Below are 15870 nucleotides of genomic sequence, written 5' to 3' on the forward strand. Positions count from 1 at the left end.
CACAGAGGTACACAGAGGAAAAACAAATCTTTGAACAGCCAAGGCATTTAACAGGGATAAAAATCCCCTTCATCCCTGTTGCATGATTTTAGGTTTTGGTTCTCCTCTGTGTTCCTCTGTGTCCTCTGTGGTGAGTGCCTTTGACTTCATTACAGGAGCGACCTTGCCCTCTCCCGCCAAGCTGAGCGAAAAACTTCTCGACACCTTCTTTTCCTGCACACCTGAGGAAAGGACGCTTTTGCAACTCCTTTCCGTACTCTACGCTCCCCTGTCCAAGAACGTCCTCCTCAACGTGGTCCGGCGCCTGGGCGCTCCCACCCCCGGCGGTCGCTCCTACACCGGGTTGCTGCTGTCGGAAATGCTGGAAAAGCTCGCCAGCCAAAAACTGGTGGTGCAGGGTAAAGACGGCATCCGCTGCGACATGCATATCGCGCACGTCGCTACCCTGAGCGCCGTCGCCGATGGTGCCTTCCCGCGCATGGTCTCCGCCATCCACGCTGAGATACCGATGGAGACCGACTGGGGGAGCAGCTATTACCGCACCCAACTGCACGCCCTGCGCGACGTCCGCATCGCCTTCTACGCCAAGGACGAAAAGCTCGCTTTCGAGACGGAGACACGCTTCAAACGGCAGTTCCCCTACGACCTGATGCGCTGCCACCCCTTCGTCACCATCTGCACCGCCCCCTTCGACCTCGAATGGTTCCGGTCGCTCCCCATAAAGCTGCAGGGGGCAGCGTTGAAGGAGATCCTCGCCTACGCCGGTCAGCACCTGCTTCCCGCACAACCCCCCTTTGTCGTCCTCGCCGAACTCGCTGCGGCAAAGGGGGTCACCCAGGACCTCTACGACGTCCTCTGCATGGAACTACTGCTGCGCGGGGAAATCGACGCCGCCGCGAAGGCTTCCAGCGAAGGGGCCAGTTCCACCGAGGCCGCGGTCCTCGCTTCGACCCAGACGCTGCGTGGCGCCTACCTGGAGTCGGTGGCGGCGTTCGAGGGGGCGCTCGCGCTACTGAAGAAGGAAACCGGCAAAAGGAAGATTTTCTTCGACAACATCACCGGCCCCTTGTACATCCTGGCCCTCATAGCCGCGGGGGACGAGCGCTCGCTGGCCCAGGCGGGAGAGTTCTGCGCTTTCGTGCTCGCGAAGAAGGAGTGGCCCCACCGGGACATCTACCTGATCCTCAAACAGGTCGCCGCGGAGAGAAGCGGAGAGCGGGGGGCCTCGCACTACCTGGAAGCGCTCGCCTCCGCCCCAGCCTTCGACACCTCCCCCTTCTACGCCCTTTTCAGCGTCATGGCCCTGCAGTGGTGCGGGTCCGAAAAGGCGCAGAAGAAGGGTGAAAAGCTGATCCCGCTGGCGGGCAAGGCGCGCGAGGCCGGCTACCTCTGGCTCGCCGACGAGCTTGAATGGACCGCGCTCGAATGCGGCGCAGCGCCTGCTCCCGCTCCTCCCAGCGCAAAGCGGGAAAAACAAAAGGGACTCGTGCCCCTGATCCATGCCATAGCCAAAGTCGAGTTCTGGGAGACGGCCCTCCAAGCGCTGATCCGACTGAACCGCGAAGAGGAAGAGCAAAAGCCGGTGTCGCAATCCCGCCTCATCTGGCACTTCGACGAAAAGCGCGGCTATTTCGAGATCCAGCCGCGCGAGCAAAAGCAGGCGCCGAACGGCAAATGGAGCTCGGGGCGGAACATCTCCCTCAAACGCCTCGCCGAAGACGCCGCAGGGATTGACTACCTCACCGAACAGGACCGACTCGTTTGCGCCTGCATCAAGTTGGAGCGCGGCCACGGCTATTACGGCCGGGACTCCTACGAACTGAACCAGGACCTGGCCCTGCCGCTCATGATCGGGCATCCCCAGCTCTACCTCGATCCGGCGGGCACGGCGCACCTGGAGCTGGTGCGCGGCGAGCCCGAAATCCAGCTCAGCACCGAAGGCGACACCCTGACGCTGCAGATCACCCCCCAGTTCGCGCCGGAGCAAAAGACCCATCTGCAAAAGGAGACCCCGACCCGGCTCAAGGTGTACCAGGTGAAGGAGGAATACCGACGCATCGCGACCATCGTCGGCAGCGGCCTGAAGCTCCCCGCGCAGGCCAAAAATCAGGCGCTTGCGGCGATCCATTCCCTCTCCTCGCTGGTCACGGTGCACTCGGACATCGGGGACGCGACGACCGAGCAGGTTCCCAGCGACAGCACCCCCTGCTTCCATCTCCTCCCCTACCAGGCCGGATTGAGGCTGGAGCTGCTGGTCTGCCCCCTGTCCGAAAGCGGCCCCTGTTTCCGCCCCGGCGCCGGTGGCGAAACCCTCATGGCCGTCCTCGAAGGAAAAAAGGTGCAGGCCAAGCGGGACCTGCAACTGGAAGTCACCCGCGCGGCCGAAGCGATCGCCGCCCTCCCCGTCCTTTCCGAAAGCGAGGAATGGGAGGGGGAATGGCTGATCCCCTCCACGGAGAAGTCGCTGGAACTGCTGCTTCAGTTCCAGGCGCTCGCAGAAACGGTGCGCGTCTCCTGGCCGGAGGGGGCGCGCTTCAAGATCAAGCAGATCGCCACCCCCGGGCACTGCCGGCTGGTCATCAAGCAGGCGAAAGACTGGTTCGAACTGGAGGGGGAAGTGAAGCTGAACGAGGGGCTTTCGCTCGACCTGCGGCAACTGGTCGAACTCGCCAAGGATTCCCCCGGCCGCTTCATCCGCTTGGCCGACGGCGACTTCCTGGCACTCTCCGCCCAGCTCAAAAAGCACCTGGACGACCTGGCAGCCTGCGCTGATCCCCACGGCAGCAACGCCTTCCGCTTCCATCCCTTAGCCTCCCCCGTCTTCGAGGAATTCGCCGGGCAGGCCGGGACCTTCGAGGCCGATCAGCAGTGGCAGCGCCAAATGAAAAGGCTGCACGAGGCCGAGGCCTTCCGCCCCCAGCTCCCCGCCACGCTGCAGGCGGAGCTGCGAGGCTACCAGGAAGAAGGGTTCAACTGGCTGAACCGCCTCGCCCACTGGGGGGTCGGAGCCTGCCTGGCCGACGACATGGGACTGGGGAAGACGGTCCAGGCGCTGGCGCAGATAATCTCCATGGCGGAGGGGGGGCCGTCGCTGGTGGTCGCCCCCACCTCGGTCTGCCTCAACTGGGAGAGCGAAACCCTGAAGTTCGCGCCCACCCTGAACCCCATCGTCTTCGGGGGGCAAAACCGCGCCAAGCGCCTCCAGGAACTGAAGCCCTTCGACCTGGTCATTTGCAGCTACGGCCTTTTGCAGCAGGAGGGAGAACTTTTGGCCGCCGTGCCGTGGCAGGCAATCGTCCTGGATGAGGCGCAGGCGATCAAGAACATGGCGACCAAGAGAAGCCAGGCAGCCATGGAGCTTAAGGGCGCCTTCAAGATGGTGGCCACCGGCACCCCCATCGAGAACCACCTGGGGGAACTCTGGAACGTGTTCCGGTTCATCAACCCGGGGCTTCTGGGGAGCCTGAAGCAGTTCAACGTCAAGTTCGCCGCCCCCATCGAGAAGAGCCAGGACAAGAAGGCCCGGGCCCGCCTCAAGAAGCTGATCCAGCCCTTCATCCTGCGCCGCACCAAGAACCAGGTGCTGGAGGAGCTCCCGCCGCGCACCGAGATCGTCATGAAGGTGGAGATGAGCGAGGAAGAGGCGTCGCTGTATGAGGCGATCAGGAAGAGCGCGCTCGACAACCTGGCCGGCGTCGGCAAGGTCGAGGGAAAGGGAGAGCTGCACCTGAAGATCCTTGCCGAGATCATGAGGCTGCGCCGTGCCTGCTGCAACCCGCGCCTGGTCCTTCCAGACACCCCCATTCCGAGCACCAAGCTTGCCGCCTTCGGCGAGATCGTCGAGGAGCTGCGGGAAAACCGCCACAAGGCGCTGGTCTTCAGCCAGTTCGTCGGGCACCTGGAGCTGATCAGGCAGTACGTCGAGAAGAACGGGATCCCGTACCAGTACCTCGACGGCAGCACGCCCCCGCAAGAGCGCAAGAAGCGAGTCGACGCCTTCCAAAGCGGCAGCGGCGACCTGTTCCTGATCAGCCTCAAGGCGGGAGGCGTCGGCCTCAACCTGACCGCTGCCGACTACGTGATCCACATGGATCCCTGGTGGAACCCCGCCGTCGAGGACCAGGCCTCCGACCGTGCCCACCGGATCGGTCAGCAGCGCCCCGTCACCATCTACCGTCTCGTTACCAGGGGGACCATAGAAGAGAAGATCGTCGGCCTGCACCAGCAAAAGCGCGGCCTTGCCGACAGTCTCCTCGACGAAAGCGACCTGAGCGGCAGGATCAGCGCAGAAGAGCTGCTGGCGCTATTGCGGAAATAATTGACAATAAAAGTAGCCGTCCCCTTTTTTGTCCCGGCAAAGTTGACTAAAATTAGCATTTACTCTATATTTCTCCGATTCGGCGCCTGCACAAATCTCTCCCGAAGGAGCATCAATGAAGAAAATAGCAGTCAAAACCCTTTCTGCTGCAATGATTGTCACACTCACCGGCTGCGCCAGCATCGTCAGTAAGTCGAGCTGGCCGGTTAGTATTCAATCCAACCCCGCAGGCGCTAAATGCGTAGTCACAAACAACAAGGGTGTAGCGATTCAATCCGGTGAGACTCCCATGATGGTGACAGTAGATTCTGGGAGCGGGTTCTTCTCTAAGGGAAGATACTCTGTCTCGTGCAATAAGGATGGATTTGATCCAGGGCGCAGCGAGCTTTCCGCGCACATGAACGGCTGGTACTGGGGCAATATCTTGTTAGGGGGGGTGATAGGGCTGCTGATAGTCGACCCGGCCACGGGCGCGATGTGGAAAATGGACGACACCCTCATGGTCCCACTTTCTCCGACTGTTGTGGCAAAGCCGCCAGCTCCTGCCGCAGCAGGCGCCAAAGAACCTGAAGTCAAGACGGCCGGGATCAGACTGGTCACCCTGTAACAACAGCGAAGATGAACAACAGGAGGGACGATAAATGAAGATAATCGCGATCAACGGCAGCCCGAGGAAAAAGTGGAACACGGCGACCTTGTTGGAGAAGGCCCTGGAAGGGGCGGCTTCGGCCGGCGCCGAGACGGAACTGATTCATCTGTACGACTTGAACTACAAGGGATGCATCAGCTGCTTCGCCTGCAAGCTCAAGGGTGGCAAGAGCTACGGCAAGTGCGCCATGCGGGACGAGCTTACCCCTGTGCTGGAGAAAATCGCCGCTGCCGACGCCTTCGTCCTCGGCTCCCCGGTGTACTTCGGAACGGTGACCGGAGAGATGCACTCGTTCATGGAGCGGCTCCTCTTCCAGTACCTGGTGTACAGCAACCCGCCGACGACGCTCTTTCCCCGCCGCATCCGCACTGGGTTCATCTACACCATGAACGTCTCCGAAGAGATCATGAAGCAATACTCCTACCCGGTCCACATCGGCCTCAACGAGGGGGTCCTCGCCCGTAACTTCGGCGCCTGCGAATCGCTCTGCGCCAACGAGACGCTGCAGTTCGAGGATTACGACAAGGTGGTCTTCAACTACTTTGATCCGGCGCAAAGGCGCGAACGGTACCAGAGGGAGTTTCCCGAAGACTGCAAGAAGGCTTTCGCGCTCGGCGCGCGGCTGGTGCAACCATGAGCCCGGCAACCGAGAACGACGCAGAGAACGCCATCTGCCTGATCCTGGTCGACCTGCAAAACGATTACTTCCCTGGCGGCAGCATGGAACTCGTAGGGATGGTGGAAGCCACCGCCAACGCGAAGCTCCTACTGGAGCAGGCGAGAAAGAGCGGGACCCCGGTCATCCATATCCAGCACATCGCCGCGCGCCCGGGTGCGGCCTTCTTCGTGCCCGGCACCGACGGCGCCGAGATCAACCCGGTGGCGGAGCCTGTCGCCGGCGAATCGATCGTGGTCAAGAACTTCCCCAACAGCTTCCGCGGTACTTCGCTTCTGGAGCTGCTCGCGGCCCGGCAGGTGAAGGATCTGGTCATCTGCGGGGCGATGAGCCACATGTGCATAGACGCAACGACCAGGGCGGCGTTCGATCTGGGCTTTAACTGCACCGTCGTCGCGGACGCCTGCGCTACCAGGGACCTGCAGTTCCAGGAACGGACGGTCAAGGCTGCCGATGTGCACGCATCCTTTATGGCTGCGCTTGCGATTCCTTATGCGAAGATAGTCACCACACAGGAGATAGTGCATCAAATCTAATTGACTTCCCGGCGTTATGGAGTGTATTAGAACTGGTTCTGAAGCCTGTCCTAAGCCAAGACAGGGCAATCAAAGAGTAAAAACAGAGCCGCCTGTTTCAGCAAAGCTGATGGGCGGCTTTTTTTACTGTGACAACAACGGGAGTTGCGGATGACATCCAGTGAAGAGAGCACGAAAGTGGCAATTCGGCAGGTATTCGGCTTGCCGGTGATAGTGGCGGCCCTCGGGTATTTCGTCGACATATATGACCTGGTACTGTTCAGCATCGTCAGGGTCCCAAGCCTCAAGGGAATCGGGCTCTCCGGGCAGGAGCTGATCGACAAGGGGGTGTTCCTGCTCAACATGCAGATGGCGGGCATGCTGCTGGGCGGCATCCTCTGGGGGGTCCTCGGCGACAGAAAGGGTCGCCTCAAGATCATGTTCGGCTCCATCTTCATCTACTCGTTAGCTAACCTCGCCAACGGCATGACCAACTCCATCGAGGCCTACGCCTTTCTCCGTTTCATGGCTGGGGTGGGACTCGCCGGCGAACTCGGCGCCGGCATCACCCTGGTGAGCGAGGTGCTGCACCGCTCCATCAGGGGTTACGGCACCATGATCGTAGCGACAGTCGGGGTATCAGGAGCCATCCTCGCCAACATCGTCGCTAAGGAGTTCGATTGGCGCACCGCATTCGTCATCGGGGGCATCCTGGGGCTCATGCTCCTGCTGCTGCGGGTCGCCGTCGCGGAATCCGGCATGTTCAAGGGGATGGAAACAAAGGAAGTCGCCAAGGGGAATTTCTTCGCCCTCTTCACCTCGCGCGACCGCTTCGGCCGCTTCATGAACTCCATCCTGATCGGCCTCCCCTCCTGGTTCGTGGTGGGGGTCCTGATCACCTTCTCCCCCGAATTCGCAAGAGCCCTCGCGGTCCAGGGACCGGTTAACGCAGGCAACGCCGTCATGTACTGCTACATGGGGCTCGTGGCCGGAGATCTCGTGAGCGGGCTCTTGAGCCAACTGCTGAAAAGCCGCAAGAAAGTGGTGCTCCTTTTCCTGCTGCTCACGGTCGCGGCAGTGGCCGGATACTTCAGCGCCGCCGGGGTTACAGCCGGCTCCTTCTACCTCATCTGCGGACTCCTTGGCTTCGGTATCGGGTACTGGGCCATCTTCGTCACCGTGGCGGCCGAGCAGTTCGGAACCAACCTGAGGGCCACCGTCGCCACCACCGTCCCCAACTTCGTGCGCGGCATGACCATCCCCATCACCATGCTGTTCCAGGCGGCAAGAAAGGTCCTCGGGCTGGAAATGGGCGCCTTGGCCGTGGGGGCGCTTTGCCTCGTCATCGCGCTGATAAGCCTTTCCCTACTGCAGGAGACTTTCCACAAGGACCTCGACTATTTCGAGGAGTACCTTTGAAGCTGTAGTTTAGCTTCGGACAAACACCCACCATAAGGAGACCGCTAGCTATGGACCCACTTTCTCTTTTTGTTCTGATACTGCTCGCCCTGATCGTCCTCACTGTGCTGTACGCGATCTCCAGCTACAACGCGCTGGTAAAGCTGCGCAACCAGTTCAAAAACGCTTTCTCCCAGATCGACGTGCAGTTGAAAAGGCGCTACGACCTGATCCCGAACCTGGTAGAGACGGCGAAGGCGTACATGACCCACGAGCGGGAAACACTGGAGGCTGTCATCACAGCCCGCAACCAAGCGGCGGCGTCGGTAAAACAGGCGGCGGCAGCCCCCGGGGAAGCGCGCGCAATGGCGCAGCTGGCAGGCGCCGAGAATGTACTCTCCGGGGCCCTGGGCAGGCTGTTTGCGCTCGCCGAGGCCTACCCCGACCTCAAGGCAAACCAGAACATGATGCAACTGAGCGAAGAGATCACCTCGACAGAGAATCGTGTCGCCTTCGCCCGCCAGGCCTTCAATGACTCCGTCACCGGCTACAACACCTCCTGCGAACTCTTTCCTGCCTCCATCATCGCCGGCTACTTCGGATTCAAGCAGGCGAGCCTTTTGGATATAAAAGAGGCCGAGCGCGAGGCGCCGCGCGTTTCCTTCGCCAAAGGCTAAGAAGCGATGAACGATTTCTTCGCCAGACAGGAGAACGCCCGCCGCAATACCGGCCGGCTGCTCTTTCTCTTCGCCATGGCCGTTATCGCGGTGGTATTGGGCGTCTACCTGGTGGTCGCCTTGTCCCTTTGGTTCCACGAGTTCAAGCACGGGCGGAGTGCGAGCCTCTGGCACGCGCACGCGTTTTTCTGGAGCTCTGCTGTGTCGCTCTTCTTTATCGCGGCCATCTCCATCTGGAAGATGATGGAGTTGCGCGAAGGGGGCGCGGCCCTGGCCAAGGCCTTGGGCGCGCGGCTGGTCCCTCCTCAGACAAACGAGCCGCGCGAGCGCTTGCTTCGTAACGTGATGGAGGAAATGGCCATCGCCTCGGGGATACCTGTCCCCGACCTCTACCTCATGGAGCATGAGCGGGGGATCAACGCCTTTGCCGCAGGTTTCGGAACCAGCGACGCGGTGATCTGCGTGACGCATGGCGCGGTTGAACTGCTCAGCCGCGACGAGTTGCAGGGGGTCATGGCCCACGAGTTCAGCCACATCCTCAACGGGGATATCCTTTTGAACCTCCGCCTGCTGTGCTGGCTGGGGGGGATTCAGGCGGTGGGACAAACCGGGAGGGCGATGCTGGAGGGGACGCGCCACACCAGGGGACGCGGCGGCGGGGCGATCCTCCTCGCCGGTTTCGCCCTCTACACCATCGGCTATCTGGGGCATTTTCTGGCGCAGATGATCAAAAGCGCCGTGTCGCGGCAGCGCGAGTACCTGGCCGACGCCTCTGCGGTGCAGTTCACCAGGAACACGGGCGGTTTGGCAGGAGCGCTGAAAAAGATAGGAGGGCTTGCTACCGGCTCGCACCTGGTACATCCCCGCAGCGGCGAGATGAGCCACATGTTTTTCAGCAACGGCATCAGCGACGCCTGGCTTGCGGCACTAGACACCCATCCCCCTTTGAAAGAGCGGATACGGCTCCTCGAACCCCGCTTCAACGGGATTTATCCCAAGGTCACTCCCCTCCCCGTGCCAGTGGAAGAGGCGAAGCATCTGCTTAAGCGGGCTCCTCAGCCCAAACCGGTTCAGGAGTACTCGGGAGCAGCCGTCAACGCACTGCTGAACAGCGTCGGGGAGCCGATGCAGCAGCACCTCGACCTGGCAGGCCAGCTGCTTTCGGAGCTCCCTGCGCCGCTTCTCGCCGCAACGCACGATTCCGTCGCGGCACGTGCCGTCATTTACGGCCTATTGCTGAACTCCGACCAGGAAACGCGAAAGCGGCAGATGGAAGCGGTCGCGACACTGGAAGGCGATCACCTGGCCCGGGAAGTCACCCGGATCGCCCCGGACCTGCAGTTCCTTCCCCCACAGGCCCGTCTGCCGCTTCTCGACCTCTCGCTTCCGGCGCTGCGCCGCCTTAACGCCGAGGAGTTCGCGCGGCTCAAAAAGACCGCCGATGCGCTTGCCGCTGCAGACTGGCGGCTGAGCGTCTTCGAACTGGCCTTGCGCCACCTGATGCTGCGCCACCTGCAACCGCACTTTTTCCCCTCCCCTTTGCGCACGGTCCAGGTCTACGGCGTCCGCGGCGTGCAAAAGGATTGTTCCTGCATCCTCTCCACCATGGCGCGCGTCGGCAACAAGGACGAGGGCGCTGCGGCAGAGGCCTTCGCCAAGGGGGTCTGCCTCCTGAACGAGCCGAAGGCGGAGTTCTCCTTCCTGTCGGGAACAGAGTGCAGCTCGAAAGCGTTGACGGCCGCCCTGTCGGCCCTCGACGGCGCCAGTCCGCTGATCAAGCGAAAACTTCTCGGGGCTTGCCTTGAGTGCATGGTGCACGACCAGGTGGTGAACGTGGACGAGGTCGAGCTCTTCAGGGCCGTAGCCGACGCCATCGGCTGCCCGGTCCCCCCCTGGCTCAACTTCCCCGTGCCGCCTGCCGGGACAGCGCTCCAAGCGCCGTTGGCGCCTGGAGCTGAACATCGCTCAGATTCCGCGGCGGGTGAGCCGTGAAGGTCCAGACGGGCAACGCCTGCGACGCCGAGACCAACGGCACAGGCTGGTTTCTCGGTTTCAGCGACTGGACGCTGAACGACCCGTCGGGCCTGCTGCACGTCCCCAAGGGGGAGGCGCTCACCGGGCTCTGCGCCAAGTGGTACGATCACCCTTCCGGCGATGACAGCGGCGGCTCGAAACCGGTCAGTGAGGGGAGGACCATCTCCATACTGGTCAGCGAGGGCTCAGCCTTCCGGATCCAATTCTCGCCGTCCCCCGGCTTCCCGCCGGCAGAGACGCATACCGTACTGCTGGAGCGGCCGGGCGCCTTCGCCGCCTGGGGCGAAGGCGTGTATCACCGGTGGCACTGCCTTTCCCGGGCCACCATATTCACCATCAGATGGACACCCGCAACTGCTGCGGCAAAGGACGAGACATCTTTATGACTAAAGCCACCTCACCTCTCGTAGCCAAACTCCACTACGGCTGGATCATCGTCGCCACCAGCGCACTTGGGCTTTTTTCCTGCTTCGGGCTGGCCCGCTACGCCTACTCCATGCTCATCCCCGGCATGCAGGCGGGCCTTAACCTCAGCTACGACCGGATGGGCTTCATCGGCACCGCCAATTTCGTCGGCTACCTTGCCTCGGTCCTGGCTGCGCCAAAGTTGCTGGGGCGGCTGGCTCCCCGGTGGATGGCGGCTTCGGCCCTCCTCGTCATCGGCCTCGGCATGATCGGCATCGGCCTTTGCACCTCGTTTCTCCCCATCCTCGCCCTGTACGCGCTGGTCGGTATGGGAAGCGGATTCACCAACATCCCCCTCATGGCGCTGGTCACCTTCTGGTTCCGCAGCGAGCACCGCGGCAAGGCCGCTGGCCTCGCCATCGCCGGGAACGGGATAGGGATCATCCTCGCCGGGTTCCTGGTTCCCGCACTCAATCGCAGCTTCGGTGCCGACGGCTGGCGCGCCGGCTGGATGGTGCTGGGGGCGATATGCCTCGGCATCGCCCTCGTCACCGCGGCTTTGCTGCGAAACCACCCTTCCGACCTGGGACTTGAGCCGGTGGGAAGGCTCGTGGACGCGTCCCCGGAGCAGTTCATCCACCGCGAGCACAAGGGTGACGGCTCCGTCCTTTTCCGGCTGGGCATTCTCTACCTCATCTTCGGCGCCACCTTCATGGTGTACGGCACCTTCATCGTCACCACCATGGTGCGGGAGTACGGGCTCAGCGAGGCGCGCGCCGGGCTCTACTGGTCCTGGGTCGGCTTCTTCAGCTTTTTCTCCGGCATCGGATTCGGCACCCTGTCCGACCGCATCGGCAGGCGCCGGGGGCTGGCCCTGGTCTTCACCGTTCAGACCGCCGCCTACCTGCTGGCGGGCCTCAAGGCCGGGATGTCGGGCCTCACCATATCGCTCGTGCTGTACGGCTGCGCGGTGTTTGCCATCCCCGCCATCATGGCCGCTGCGGTCGGCGACTATCTCGGGCTGAACCGGGCTTCCGCAGCCTTCGGCACCATCACCATCTTCTTCGGATTGGGGCAGGTGATCGGCCCCGCTGGAGCCGGGATGATCGCCAAGTCCACCGGCGCCTTCACCGCCCCCTACCTCATAGCCGGAATGCTCACCACCTGCGCCGCCGTGCTGGCTTTCCTGCTGCCTGAACCTGCGGGGAAAAGAACGCAATGATCTGGGTGCGCGGGGGTTAGTTCCCTCCCCCGGGGGGAGGAGAGTTGGACGAGGCGGCGCGGCGTGCTGCTCCATAGGTGCCGATTCAGAAAGGTTATTGCTGCAGCATCTTCTCAACTTCGGCAAGCGTGGGGAGCGCGGCCCGCCCTCCGAGCGCGCGCGTGTTGAGGGCGGCAACGGCGCTGGCAAACCTTGCCGACTCTTCCAGCGCAAAGCCGCGGGCAAGGCCGTAGAGAAAGGCGCCGTGATAGGCATCGCCCGCCCCGGTGGTGTCGACCACACGATCGACACGGAAAGCAGGCTGGTGAAAATCGCCACCCTCTTGCGAAAAGACCCGGCTCCCCGCCGCTCCCTGCGTGACGACGACAATGCTCGGGCCTGCTGACAGCAACGCCTTTGCGGCCTGGGCGACGTCTTCGGTGCCGGCAAAGGCGGCGGCGTAGTTGTGGGCTGCGATGCAGATGTCTACTTGTGGAAGGATGCCGCGGTGTTGAGGGTCGTAGCGGTGGGCACCGCCATCGAAGGAAACGAGAACGCCTGCATCCTTGGCAAGCCTTGCGGCGTGGAGGCAGGCGTCCCAATGACGGCCGTTCAGGTGCAGTATTTTGGAGGCGCGGATGATGTCGGCCCGGACGCCGCCGGGGGTAAGCTCGGGTGCGTCGCCGGGGGAGAAGGTTATGGCGCGGGCGCCGTCCTCCTTTCGCACCAGTATCGATGCCTTGGAGGTGGTCCGTCCCGGGGCTACGACCAGCCCGCCGGTATCTACCCCCTCGGCGGCGAATTCACTCCGTATGAAGCTCCCGAAGAAGTCGCTCCCGATGCTGTCCAGCATGGCAGTGGCGGCGCCCAGCCTCGCCAGTGTCACCATCGCGGTCGCTACCGGTCCGCCTCCCGCTATCACGCACTCTCCCGCCCTTTGCACCATCTCGCTGCCGGGAAGCTGATCCACGGTGAAGATGAGATCGACAGTAGATACTCCGAGCCCCACGACGTCAAATCGCATGTGCCGCCAACCTCCGCCGGGGGATCAGATGCAGAAGTCCAGTACGCCGCGCTGCCCCTGCTCGGCGGTGTCGATCTTCTCCAGCACGTCGGCAAGGGTGGTCCCGTCCAAGATCACCGCCATCGCATCCCGCACGTCTTTCATCACCAGCCTGATGCCGCAGGTAAGCTCGTTCTCGCACTCGGTGCACTTGGCGTAGGCGGTCTCGCTGACGCAGGGGACAGGCGCCAGCGGCCCTTCCATCACCCTTATCGCCTGCCCGAAGGTGATCTTGCCGGGATGCCTGCCTAAGAAGTAGCCTCCCCCCTTACCTTTCCGGCTTTGCAGGATGCCGTTGTTCTTCAGGGACAACAGTATGTTCTCGAGGAACTTCTTGGGAAGGTTTTCGTCGCGCGCGAGGTCTGCGATAAGGATGGGACCTTTGTCATAGTGGCGGGCCAGGTAGATAAGTGCCTTCAACCCGTACTTGGTCTTCTTTGAAATCATGGTTTATCCTCAAAGGGAATTGAATCCAACGCACCTCCTGCTTATACAGTTTTTCGGTGGCATGTGCCACGCTAAATTTTCAAACCTATCAAGGGCCAGACAAAGAGCACAGACGCCATGAACAACAACCACGAGATAAACATGATCACGCAGCCTGAGACAATGATGTCGCGGCTCTTGAGATAACCCGAGGCATAGGCGATGGCGGTTGCCGGCGTTCCCATCGGCAGGCAGTAGGCAAGACCCGCCGGGAGCGCGATGGAAAGGGTCATCACCTTAGGATCCATCCCGGTGCTGTGGCAAAGCCCCATGCCGACCGGCATCAGGATGGCCACCACGGCCGCATGGCTGATGCACTCGGTAAGGATGATGGCGACCAAGGAAACGACGGCGATGATGGCCAGCGGCGAGTGCTCCGTGTTTCCCAGCCCCTTGTTCACCAGCCAGACCGCCGCACCGGTCTTCTCCAGGGCGGAGGCGAGCGCGATGGTCCCGCCGTACATGAGGATGATCCCCCAGTTGACGTACTCCTCGATCTTCTGCCAGGTGACGACTTTGAAGGTGAAGAGCGCCGCGGCTCCCAGTATGGCGATTGCGGCCAGGCCGGTTTTCTCGCCGAGCGTCATCCAGCAGACGACGGTGACGACCATGACCAGCGCGGTCAGCATCTCGTCGTACCCCATCTTCCCGGTCTCCAGGCGCTTGCCGTTCAGGAACTTCCGGCCCACTTCCACGTCCAGGATGTCCGGGGGGAAGAACTTCACCAGCACGAAGTAACCGATGAACAAGAGCGGGAAAACGATCAGGCACGCGGCGGAGCTCCACTCTAGGAAGGTGAAATGAAGACCGGTCGACTCCTTCAAGAGCCCGACCGCAAGCGGCGCGCGAGCACCGCCAAGGAAGGTGGCGATGCCGCCGATGATGCAGCCCCAGGCCATGGACATGAAGAGGAGCTGCCCGAACCTGCTTTTCCCCTTCTCCAGGTTAAGCGCCACCGTTATCTCGGTGATCACCGGGAACAGCATGGCGGCGACCGCGTGTTCGCTCATGACGAAGGAGAGAAAGGCCGAGAGCAGGAACACGGTGAGCGCGAGGCTTTTTGGGGTCCTGCCGAACTTGGCGAGCATGGCGCGGGCAAGGCGGGTGGAAATCCCGGTCCCGGTCATCGCCGCAGCCAGGATGAAGGCGCCCAGGATGAAGAACACCGCCTCGTTGCCGAACATGGAGTAGGTCTTCTTGGCGTCCATGATGCCCAGAAGCGGCAGCATCACCATGGAGAGGAGCGCGGTCACCGCGATGGGGAGGAGCCCCGAAACCCAGAAGAATATGGTGCCGCCGAAGAGAACCAGCGAGCGGTACCCTTCGACCGAAAGGCCGTCGGGCGGGGAAAGGCGGATCAGGAGGCCTACCACCAGCACCACCGTCGCCATGACCTGGTAGCGGACGGTGCGGTCCAGCAGGATCAGCCACATGGGGCGGTTGTCGATCTTCAGCGGTTTTTGGAGGAAATCGTCGTTGTTCATTTCAGTTGGCCGCCCTCTCTACTCAATTCGAATCAAATACGCTACAGCCCTGCGGAATCGAAGGACTCCGCGGCTTCCTTCACCCTGAGTACCCGCCTCAGGTCGGAGGCGGCCAAGAGGCGCCGGTCCTCGATGCTGTCGATGAAACCTCGCAACATGTTGCGGGGCGCCGCGGGAACCAGCGGGGTGGAGAGATGAATCAGCGGCAACAAGGGCTTGAGGACACATCTGTGCTTGCGCCAGCCCGACTGCAGGTGGGTGAAGATCCTGGCGATCTCGTCCTCCGGGTGACGCACCGCCCCCCCTGACAGGACCACCAGCGGGACGATCTCGGCAGCGAGGAGGGCGTCGATACCTGAAATGGTCACCGCAGGAGACTCCTCACCGGCCACAATAGTCGAGGCAACCGACCAGCGCGGGAATACCGAACGGGCTACGTTGAGGGCCTGGAGCCGCTCTTTGGCCTGGCCCTCCCCCTCCCCCGCTCCAGTACCGGGAGCCGGCAAAGGGATTTCGATGATGTCGACGCCGGCGGCATAGGCCCGCTCGATGAGGCGGGAGGAGGCGGGAAAATCGAGCCTCCCCACGAGGTGCACGTTGAAGTTTTTCTTGATGACCCGGGCCAGCGCCTCGCCGTTGGGAAACCGGTCGATGGCCCCGAAGGTGAGGTGGAACAGAGCAGCGTTGCTTTGATAGTGGCTGTCGTAGAGGGTTTCCAGAGTCTGGCGTTCCGGAAGATTGCCGCCCACCAGGAACACGTTGTCTTCGCGCCTGAGCTGGTCCGGAGACGGGGAGAAAGCCGGTGCCGAAAGCAGTTCCCGTAGTTTCTTCTGGTCGATCTTCAAATTGCCTCCCTCTCCAGATGCTGCAACATGTGATGCCGGGGGACAAATACCCCACTTCCATGCGAGTTTTAGACAAGGTACAAAATAAAATCAAATCAGTCAAGAAAAGAATATACATT

General features: G+C 62.1%; 13 protein-coding genes. 9 read left to right on the forward strand and 4 right to left on the reverse strand.

Going from position 1 to position 15870, the window contains the following annotated elements:
- The first annotated feature begins 163 nt into the window (after window positions 1-163).
- The 9 genes from K419_RS0103560 to K419_RS0103600 all read left to right on the forward strand — a co-directional run bounded on the left by K419_RS0103560 (window position 164) and on the right by K419_RS0103600 (window position 11894).
- Window positions 164-4318 carry a DEAD/DEAH box helicase gene (locus tag K419_RS0103560; protein WP_026840369.1) on the forward strand — a complete coding sequence of 1385 codons (4155 nt, stop codon included), beginning with the start codon at window positions 164-166 and terminating at the stop codon, window positions 4316-4318.
- Window positions 4319-4433: 115 nt separating this feature from the next.
- Window positions 4434-4925: a hypothetical protein gene (locus tag K419_RS21510; protein ID WP_051292853.1), complete on the forward strand. Its 492-nt coding sequence runs from the start codon at window positions 4434-4436 to the stop codon at window positions 4923-4925.
- A 34-nt stretch (window positions 4926-4959) separates the two neighbouring features.
- Complete coding sequence (locus K419_RS0103570) at window positions 4960-5604, forward strand: flavodoxin family protein (RefSeq protein ID WP_026840370.1); 645 nt, start codon at window positions 4960-4962, stop codon at window positions 5602-5604.
- The gene (locus K419_RS0103575) at window positions 5601-6179 is read left to right on the forward strand and encodes a cysteine hydrolase family protein (RefSeq protein WP_026840371.1); all 579 of its coding nucleotides are present in this window, start codon (window positions 5601-5603) and stop codon (window positions 6177-6179) included. The genes K419_RS0103570 and K419_RS0103575 overlap by 4 nt, the downstream gene beginning before the upstream one ends.
- 150 nt (window positions 6180-6329) lie before the next feature.
- On the forward strand, window positions 6330-7577 hold the full coding sequence (locus tag K419_RS0103580; RefSeq protein WP_026840372.1) for an MFS transporter: 1248 nt from the start codon (window positions 6330-6332) through the stop codon (window positions 7575-7577).
- A gap of 50 nt (window positions 7578-7627) precedes the next feature.
- Window positions 7628-8233 (forward strand): LemA family protein, encoded by a 606-nt coding sequence (locus K419_RS0103585; protein ID WP_026840373.1) that lies wholly within the window; start codon window positions 7628-7630, stop codon window positions 8231-8233.
- A gap of 6 nt (window positions 8234-8239) precedes the next feature.
- Window positions 8240-10225 (forward strand): M48 family metallopeptidase, encoded by a 1986-nt coding sequence (locus K419_RS0103590; RefSeq protein WP_026840374.1) that lies wholly within the window; start codon window positions 8240-8242, stop codon window positions 10223-10225.
- A complete protein-coding gene (locus K419_RS0103595; RefSeq protein WP_026840375.1) occupies window positions 10222-10653 on the forward strand; it encodes a hypothetical protein in 432 nt (143 codons plus the stop codon). Before K419_RS0103590 ends, K419_RS0103595 begins: the two co-directional genes overlap by 4 nt.
- A complete protein-coding gene (locus K419_RS0103600) occupies window positions 10650-11894 on the forward strand; it encodes a YbfB/YjiJ family MFS transporter (protein WP_026840376.1) in 1245 nt (414 codons plus the stop codon). Before K419_RS0103595 ends, K419_RS0103600 begins: the two co-directional genes overlap by 4 nt.
- A gap of 94 nt (window positions 11895-11988) precedes the next feature.
- Here the strand turns inward: K419_RS0103600 and K419_RS0103605 are convergent, their stop codons facing one another.
- From K419_RS0103605 to K419_RS0103620, 4 genes are all read right to left on the reverse strand, one after another.
- Window positions 11989-12897, reverse strand: a complete 909-nt coding sequence (locus tag K419_RS0103605) for a carbohydrate kinase family protein (RefSeq protein ID WP_026840377.1) — start codon at window positions 12895-12897, stop codon at window positions 11989-11991.
- A gap of 24 nt (window positions 12898-12921) precedes the next feature.
- Window positions 12922-13383 (reverse strand): RrF2 family transcriptional regulator, encoded by a 462-nt coding sequence (locus K419_RS0103610; RefSeq protein WP_026840378.1) that lies wholly within the window; start codon window positions 13381-13383, stop codon window positions 12922-12924.
- 71 nt (window positions 13384-13454) lie between these two features.
- On the reverse strand, window positions 13455-14906 hold the full coding sequence (locus K419_RS0103615) for a DASS family sodium-coupled anion symporter (protein WP_026840379.1): 1452 nt from the start codon (window positions 14904-14906) through the stop codon (window positions 13455-13457).
- A 41-nt stretch (window positions 14907-14947) separates the two neighbouring features.
- A complete protein-coding gene (locus K419_RS0103620) occupies window positions 14948-15751 on the reverse strand; it encodes a hypothetical protein (protein WP_026840380.1) in 804 nt (267 codons plus the stop codon).
- Between the last annotated feature and the right edge of the window lie 119 nt (window positions 15752-15870).

The sequence above is a fragment of the Citrifermentans bremense R1 genome, assembly GCF_000426865.1.
Classification (GTDB): domain Bacteria; phylum Desulfobacterota; class Desulfuromonadia; order Geobacterales; family Geobacteraceae; genus Geomonas; species Geomonas bremensis.

Coding starts and splice junctions, on each gene's coding strand:
- K419_RS21510 (WP_051292853.1), top strand. CDS start 4,434: ATGAAGAAAATAGCAGTCAAAACCCTTTCTGCTGCAATGATTGTCACA.
- K419_RS0103570 (WP_026840370.1), top strand. CDS start 4,960: ATGAAGATAATCGCGATCAACGGCAGCCCGAGGAAAAAGTGGAACACG.
- K419_RS0103575 (WP_026840371.1), top strand. CDS start 5,601: ATGAGCCCGGCAACCGAGAACGACGCAGAGAACGCCATCTGCCTGATC.
- K419_RS0103580 (WP_026840372.1), top strand. CDS start 6,330: ATGACATCCAGTGAAGAGAGCACGAAAGTGGCAATTCGGCAGGTATTC.
- K419_RS0103585 (WP_026840373.1), top strand. CDS start 7,628: ATGGACCCACTTTCTCTTTTTGTTCTGATACTGCTCGCCCTGATCGTC.
- K419_RS0103590 (WP_026840374.1), top strand. CDS start 8,240: ATGAACGATTTCTTCGCCAGACAGGAGAACGCCCGCCGCAATACCGGC.
- K419_RS0103600 (WP_026840376.1), top strand. CDS start 10,650: ATGACTAAAGCCACCTCACCTCTCGTAGCCAAACTCCACTACGGCTGG.
- K419_RS0103605 (WP_026840377.1), bottom strand. CDS start 12,897: ATGCGATTTGACGTCGTGGGGCTCGGAGTATCTACTGTCGATCTCATC.
- K419_RS0103610 (WP_026840378.1), bottom strand. CDS start 13,383: ATGATTTCAAAGAAGACCAAGTACGGGTTGAAGGCACTTATCTACCTG.
- K419_RS0103615 (WP_026840379.1), bottom strand. CDS start 14,906: ATGAACAACGACGATTTCCTCCAAAAACCGCTGAAGATCGACAACCGC.